7 protein-coding genes and 1 tRNA gene are annotated in these 6,892 nt (G+C 62.7%); 5 read left to right on the top strand and 3 right to left on the bottom strand.

Translation table 11 applies throughout. The features are described from left to right. The coding region (locus Q8K99_02790) for a hypothetical protein (protein MDP2181479.1) at positions 1-117 on the top strand (117 nt) is incomplete at its 5' end. Between the two features lie 89 nt (positions 118-206). On the opposite strand, the gene Q8K99_02785 is transcribed toward Q8K99_02790, so the two are convergent. Both Q8K99_02785 and Q8K99_02780 read right to left on the bottom strand, forming a co-directional pair. Further along, positions 207-908, bottom strand: coding sequence for a glycerol-3-phosphate acyltransferase (locus tag Q8K99_02785; protein MDP2181478.1), 702 nt, complete (start codon positions 906-908; stop codon positions 207-209). Then, positions 905-1,813 (bottom strand): diacylglycerol kinase family lipid kinase, encoded by a 909-nt coding sequence (locus Q8K99_02780; protein MDP2181477.1) that lies wholly within the window; start codon positions 1,811-1,813, stop codon positions 905-907. The genes Q8K99_02785 and Q8K99_02780 overlap by 4 nt, the downstream gene beginning before the upstream one ends. A 120-nt stretch (positions 1,814-1,933) precedes the next feature. Between Q8K99_02780 and Q8K99_02775 the strand changes: the two genes are divergently transcribed. Then, positions 1,934-2,009 (top strand) — tRNA-Arg (locus Q8K99_02775). 70 nt (positions 2,010-2,079) lie between these two features. On the opposite strand, the gene fusA is transcribed toward Q8K99_02775, so the two are convergent. Beyond that, the gene (fusA, locus tag Q8K99_02770; GenBank protein MDP2181476.1) at positions 2,080-4,149 is read right to left on the bottom strand and encodes an elongation factor G; all 2,070 of its coding nucleotides are present in this window, start codon (positions 4,147-4,149) and stop codon (positions 2,080-2,082) included. 354 nt (positions 4,150-4,503) lie between these two features. Between fusA and Q8K99_02765 the strand changes: the two genes are divergently transcribed. Genes Q8K99_02765 through ndk form a run of 3 tightly spaced genes read left to right on the top strand, consistent with a single transcriptional unit; the run spans position 4,504 to position 6,840 of the window. Further along, a complete protein-coding gene (locus tag Q8K99_02765; protein ID MDP2181475.1) occupies positions 4,504-4,986 on the top strand; it encodes a peptidylprolyl isomerase in 483 nt (160 codons plus the stop codon). Positions 4,987-5,004: 18 nt separating this feature from the next. Next, a complete protein-coding gene (locus Q8K99_02760; GenBank protein ID MDP2181474.1) occupies positions 5,005-6,387 on the top strand; it encodes a tetratricopeptide repeat protein in 1,383 nt (460 codons plus the stop codon). Between the two features lie 48 nt (positions 6,388-6,435). Further along, positions 6,436-6,840: a nucleoside-diphosphate kinase gene (ndk, locus tag Q8K99_02755; protein ID MDP2181473.1), complete on the top strand. Its 405-nt coding sequence runs from the start codon at positions 6,436-6,438 to the stop codon at positions 6,838-6,840. The last annotated feature ends 52 nt before the right edge of the window (positions 6,841-6,892 follow it).

The following is a 6,892-nucleotide window of genomic DNA, read 5'->3' as shown; positions in this document are numbered from 1 at the left end:
ATCCGGCTCATACAGCAACGAGCCTACGGCTTCCACGACCCCTTCGCACTGATAGCGCTCGCCCAGCTCACGCTCTCCGGACTCTGCCCCCCGCTACCCGGAAGAGGTCGGGCGTGACCCACACATGTGTCACAAGATCCCCTTTCTGCATGTTCCGGATCGCGTGTAGGGGGAGTGCCGGGCCGGTGGCTTGCGATGTTCCAGGGTCAGCCCCTCGGTCCCATTCGGTCGTTGATATAGAGCTTCGGCTCGCGCCCGTCCAGCAGGCCCATGAAGCGCTTGTGGTGAGCCACATAGACGAGCAGCCCCATGACGAGCATGAAGGGCCAGTCAGGCGAACGGAGCGCGACGGCGGCCACAGGTAGGGTGAGGGCCGCGGCGACCTGGCCGGCCATCATGTAGCGCGTGATGGCGATGACCGCGAGCCCGACGGCTACGACCGCCATGAAGTAACGCCAGTCATAGGCGAGAAGCGCGCCACCACCCGTTGCGAGTCCCTTGCCGGTACGTGCGAACTTCCTCTTGAGTAGAGCCATCCACAGCGAGTAGTTGTGACCGAGAACGGTGCCGGCAAACACCGCCTGAGGTAGGAGTAGCGGCAGATATGACGCGGTGGCCTGAGTGCCCGCCGGTGCAATGAGCCATGTGATCGAGAAGTCCCCCACAACACCCTTCGCGACAGCAACGGGAATGAGGCCTTTGAAGCCGTCCGCAAACATCGCGACCGTGAACCACGCCCACGAGCCCGTTGACCGGCGGACGTTCATCGCTCCAACGTTCCCGGTGCCGTGTTGCGTGACGTCCTCGTGAGCGACGACACGCACGATGACATACGCCCAAGGGATCGAGCCGATGAGGTAGCCGATAGTCAGTGCCAGGATGACGCCGGGGGCGCTGGAGTCGATCACGGTGCGCTCCGCCTGGGGACGATGCACTCGATAGCGCCAGGAAGCATTGATATCTCGTAGCGCTTCTGAAGGAGTACCTCGCCGTCGATCTGGGCGGGTATGGGGGAGTCACACTCTATGGTGACTGAGCTGTGGCGTGACATGTGGACGGGTCGCATGCGGGTGTGCTTCCCGGTCACCACGAAGGGCAGGCGCACCAGCGCCTCAGGGAGCGAGAGGGGGTCGATCATGCAAACGTCGAACAGGCCGTCTGTCGGAATCGCTTCGGGCGTTATGAAGAAGCCCCCACCGTACGTGGGGCCGTTGGTTGCCGCGAGTATGAGGGTGTCGTGGACTTGCGGTTCGCCCCCATCGAACGCAACGAGCATTTCGAAGCTATCGAGTTCATTGAAGAGAACGTGGAGGAGCGCAGTCAGGTAGAGCCACAGGCCGGAGCGTTTCGTGGTCACCTTGTACTCGACGGCCTTCGCGGTGACCTTGGCGTCGAGCCCTGCGGCGAAGCTGTTGCTGAAGTAGATCCCGTTGCACATGCCTACATCGAACCGGCGCCGCTCGCCGGTGGCGAGCTCCAGTGCAGCCTGCGTGAGATCGGTCGAAATGCCCAACGTGCGTCGCGTGTCGTTCCCGGACCCGGTCGGAAGAAGGCCTAGAGCAGGCCGCAACTGGGGCGAGATACGCATCAGTCCGTTGAGCACCTCGTGAACGGTCCCGTCACCGCCGACGGCGACGACGAGATCGTACGCGGAAGTGTCCTGTGCGAGCATCGTGGCGTGACCGTTCGACTCGGTCACGACCGTGTCGTGGGGCAGGTCGTTCAGCAGCTTCTCGACAACCGGCAGTAGTTTGGCGGACTCACCGTGCTTGGCTGCGGGGTTGGCTATCACGAGTGCGCGGCCTGAACTCACGTTCACCTCCGTGTTGGGGGGTCGTCACGACAAGAATAGCGGCACGGAACGTTGCGCGCTAACGGTCGTGGTGGTGAGCTTCCGGGTATGGTACTCTGCGTGGGCGCGCGGCCCACGCATGCCCTCTTGGCTCAGCGGATAGAGCGTCTGCCTCCGGAGCAGAAGGTCGCAGGTTCGAGTCCTGCAGAGGGCGCCAATCGATGTGACGACGAAGGCCGGCCCTCTTGATGGGCCGGCCTTCGGTTTTCGCTGAGAGCGGGTGCGCTCTAGTGCCCCTCGGCGCGCTCCTTCTCATAGGCGTCGACGATCTTCTTGGCCATGTCTCCGGGGACCTGCTCGTAGCTGTCGATCGCGATCGTGTACGTGCCGGTCCCGCTCGACAGGGAGCGAAGATGCGGCGAGTAGTGCACCACCTCGGCGTAGGGTACTTGCGCCCTGATGAGCTGCACGCCCGGGCCGGGCGCACCCATGCCGAGTATGCGACCACGGATCGAGCTTATGTCGCCCATGACGGCGCCGGCGTACTCGTCCGGCACGATGATCTCCAGCGTCGCTATCGGCTCGAGCAAGATCATGTCGGCCTTGGCCGATGCCGCACGGAAGCCGACGCGCGCGGCCGTCTTGAATGCCATCTCGTTCGAGTCGACTGAGTGATAGGAGCCGTCGTAGACGGTGACCTTGACGTCCACGATCGGGTACCCGGCCAGGGTTCCCTCGGCCAACGTAGCCTGCACACCCTTATCGATCGCCGGGATGAACTGACGCGGTATGCGCCCGCCGACGATCTCGTCGACGAACTCATATCCATTGCCGGGGTTTGGCTCAACGCGAAGCCAGCAGTCACCGAACTGGCCTGAGCCCCCGGTCTGCTTCTTGTGACGGCCCTGGGCCGCGGCTCTCTTGCGAACGGTCTCCCGATATGGGATGCGAAGTTCCTCAAGTTCCGCTTCGACGTGGAAGCGGTCCTGCAGCCTGCTCAGCACCACGTCGATCGCAGCGTCGCCCAGAGAGGAAAGCACGGTCTGGTGCGTTTCCTCATCGCGCTTCATGACGAGCGTTGGATCCTCATCGACGATGCTCTTGAGCGCGGTGCCGAGCTTGTCCTCGTCAGCCTTGGTCTTGGCGACGATGGCGACGGGGTACAGCGGATCAGGGAAGGGTATAGGTGCGAAGACCACATTGCCCGTGGCGGACAACGCGTCGCCTGTGGAGACATCGCCAAGCTTGGGCAACACTGCGATATCGCCGGCAGGGACCGCATCGACGTCGGCGGATTCCTTGCCGGTCAGCTTGAAGACATGACCGATTCGCTCCTTCTTGCCCGTGCGGGAGTCTATGAGCTCGCTGCTGGGCGTGAGGGTGCCGCTGATCACTTTCACGAAGCTCAGCCGACCGACGTAGGGGTCGGACATCGTCTTGAATACCCAGGCTACGGTCTCCCCGCTGGTCGATATCTCCATCTCTCCGCCGTCCGCTGTCGGCACAGGGCCGTGAGCGGTAGGCTGCGGGAAGAACGACACGATCTCATCCATCAGGTCGGTGACGCCCTGCATGGTGATGGCCGATCCGACGAACACGGGAATGAAGATGCTCTGTGCGATCGCTTCATCGAGCAGCGTCTCGAGTTCTTCCTGGGTGAGGCGCTCGCCCTCAAGGTACTTCTCCATGAGGGCGTCGTCCGCTTCTGCGACGAGTTCGCATAGGCTCTCCCGCGCGGCCTCGGCGATATCCACGAGGTCCGCGGGGATATCGGTGACCTCTTCCTTGGCGTCCTCGTGGTAGTAGGCCTTCATGCGGATGATGTCGACCACTCCGCGGAAACCGGCCTCCTTGCCGATCGGGAGTTGAACCGCCCCGACGCGGTGTCCGAAGGAGTTGTCCAGTGCCTTCATGACCGCATCGAAGTCGGCGTGTTCTTTGTCCATCCGGTTGATGAAGACCGCTCTCGCGATGCCCATCTCGCCGGCGATCTTCCAGAGTCGGTTGGTCTGGACTTGTGGCCCGGAAACAGCGTCTACCACGAAGAGCGCCATTTCCGCGGCTTCCATTCCGGCGACGGCATCGCCAAGGAAGTCCGCATAGCCGGGGGTGTCGATCACGTTGATCTTGACGCCCTTGTGAGTAACGGGCGCGAGCGCGAGGTTGACCGTCAGCTTGCGCTTCACTTCCTCGGCATCGTAGTCGAGGTTACTGTGTTCCTCGTCCACGCTCCCGAGACGCTTCGTCACGCCGGCCAGGAAGAGCATTGCTTCCGCGAGAGATGTCTTGCCCGCACCGCCGTGGCCGACGAGTACGACGTTGCGGACCGTGTCAGTGCTTGGTGCTCCCAAGTGCATCTCCTCCTTGGTTATCCGTCGCCGGGTTCGGAGTCTGCGGCGACTCTGGGAAGGTGGCGCGCGACGGCGCACCCCGACAGCATACTCCTTATCAGCGTGTGGCCGCACTGGTAGAATGACCTTCGGCCCGCACCCGATCCGGGTACAGGGATCACGAGCTAGCCAGGAGGCGCTGCACACATGTCGCCAAAGCTTTCACGAGTCATCCTCGTCCTGTTCGCCATCATCCTCGTGGTGTCCGTGTTCGCACTTCAGGGGTGTTCGTCGGGTGACACCGTCGAGAAGACTGCCGATGAGCCTGCCCAGACGACACAGGAAGCCGAAGAGCCGCCGGCCAGCCCCGAGGAGGAGCCGTTGCACACTGCCACGTACAAGCCGAATGGCGACGAGGTCGCTGTCATCAAGACCGCCAAAGGCACGATCAAGTTCAAGTTCTATGCCGAGGATGCACCCAATCACGTGGCAGCCTTCATCGAGCTTGCCAACGCCGGCTTCTATGATGGGACCAAGTTCCATCGCGTCGAGCCGACTTTCGTCATACAGGGCGGGGACCCGCTCTCCAAGACCGACGATGCCATGGTAGGCACGGGTGGGCCCGGCTACCGTTTGGGGGCAGAGTTCAACTCTCGGCAGCATCTTGAAGGAACCGTTGCGATGGCGCGATCCATGGACCCCGATTCAGGCGGTTCGCAGTTCTACATCTGTCTGTCTCCGCAGCCTTCGCTAGATGGACAGTACACGGTGTTTGGGCAGGTTACAGATGGCATGGACATTGTGAAGAAGATCGCCGTGGGTGACGTCATGGAGTCGGTAACGATTGAGAATGCTTCGAAGTAGTCCTAACAAGGGGTGACTGTGGACCAAGCACGGTTCCAGGAGGCAAAGAACGCCTACAACGCCGGGGATTTCCGCGCTGCGGCAAAGGGTTTCCTCGCGGCGGCCGGGAGGGGCACCGAAGGCAACGGCTCGGCCTACCATATGGCCGGCAACGCGCTGCTCCGGTTGCGCCGCTACAACGACGCGGTCACCGTCTTCGGCCATGCCCTGAAGGACGAGCTATACGACAAGCGCGGTGCTGCAATGGCGAACCTTGCAGCTGCGCACGTCGCACTCGGTGAGTACGCCGAGGCGGTCGAGCGCTATCGGGCAGCGCTGGAAGAGCCTGACTACCACGCGCAGTACAGGGCGCTCCAGGGACTTGCGGGCGCCCTGCTTGAGATGGGTCGCTACGAAGACGCGGCCGTGGCGTACCGGCAGGCCGCTCTCGACGGTGACAACCCCGACTCGGGCAAGGCGCTGAACAACCTCGGACTGTGCTTCATGGCGATGGGGCGTCCTGTGGACGCTATCGAGGCATACAAGGCTGCGCTCGGTTTCGACACGTACAGCGGAAAGGGCCGTGCGCTTGCGAACCTGGGCATCGCCTTCGGGAGCCTCGGTCAGCATGCGGACGCCGTGAAAGCGCTTGAGAAGGCGACGCAGTTGCACGGCCACACACTCTCCGCTCAGGCACTCGAGGTCTTTGAGGCGAGTCGCGACGCGCTCGCCAGCAAGAGAGAGATCGTCGAGGGCTGGTCGACCGGTGAAATGCCACCGGTGATCGAGCAGGATTCGACCGAGCAACCGGGCTGGGATACAGGAGAGCTCGCGTCGATGTCCGGCGTTGGCCAGGCGACCGCCGTCATGCCGCAGGTAGGCGCCGAAGAGGTCGAGTCCAGCGGAGGTGTCGTGTCGGTCCCCGAGCACGATGACGAATCCGCGTTCTTCACCAGGACCGATGAGGAGATGAAGGAGCACGATAAGGCCAACCGGCGAGCGGAGCGAGATGAGAGGCGCGAACATCGCAATCCATGGATTCCGGTGTTTGCCGCTCTCGCGATGACTCTGGTGGTTGTCGGCGCGTTCGCCGCGGCGTACTTCGTGGGTCTCGGGTATCCGAGCCAGTCGATGACCGTGAAAGGAATGATGGACGCTCGTGCCGAAGGTAAACCCGTCGAGGGGTACTGGGTTGCCGTGCCCACGGCGGAGGTAGACAAGGAGATGGCGAAGCTGCCACCTGCCAAGGAGTACGGCATCGAGTCAGTCGAACGCTCACCTCGCACGTCGAAGGTCGTCATCACGGTCACTCCCGATAGCGGTGCTCCTCTCAGCTACGAGATAACACTGGCCCGTGAAGGAGTCGGTTGGAAGGTGGCTGGAGTGGAGAATGACTGGCGGTCGACTGGCGGCGGCTCGTAGGGCATACTGCGCGAGAATGCGACTCAGGCAGACAGCGAAAGGACGCGCGTGGACCAGAAGACCTTCATCATGATCAAGCCCGATGCGGTTGCCCGTGGGCTCATCGCCCCCATCCTTCAGAGGTTCGAGAACACCGGTCTAGTGATCGAGCGCCTCGAACTCGGCGTTGTCACCCGCGAACAGGCCGAGGAGAACTACCGCGAGCACGAGGGCAAGCCGTTCTATCCTGGTCTGATCGAGTACATCACATCGGGGCCTGTCGTGAAGATGGTTCTGTGCGGCCCAGACGCCGTGCTCGTATGTCGCAAGATCATGGGAGCCACCAACCCGCGTGACGCCGCTCCGGGCACGGTTCGCGGAGACTACGGTCTCATCGTTGATGCGAACATCGTGCACGGTTCGGACTCGCCAGAGTCCGCAATGCGCGAGATCGCGGTCTTCTTCGGCGACTAGGCGCGGATCTCATCCAGGATCCTGCCGAACGTGGTAACAGGCAATGGGGGGA

This window comes from Actinomycetota bacterium (assembly GCA_030682655.1).
Classification (GTDB): domain Bacteria; phylum Actinomycetota; class Coriobacteriia; order Anaerosomatales; family JAUXNU01; genus JAUXNU01.
This window is presented reverse-complemented; position numbering and strand designations above follow the sequence as displayed.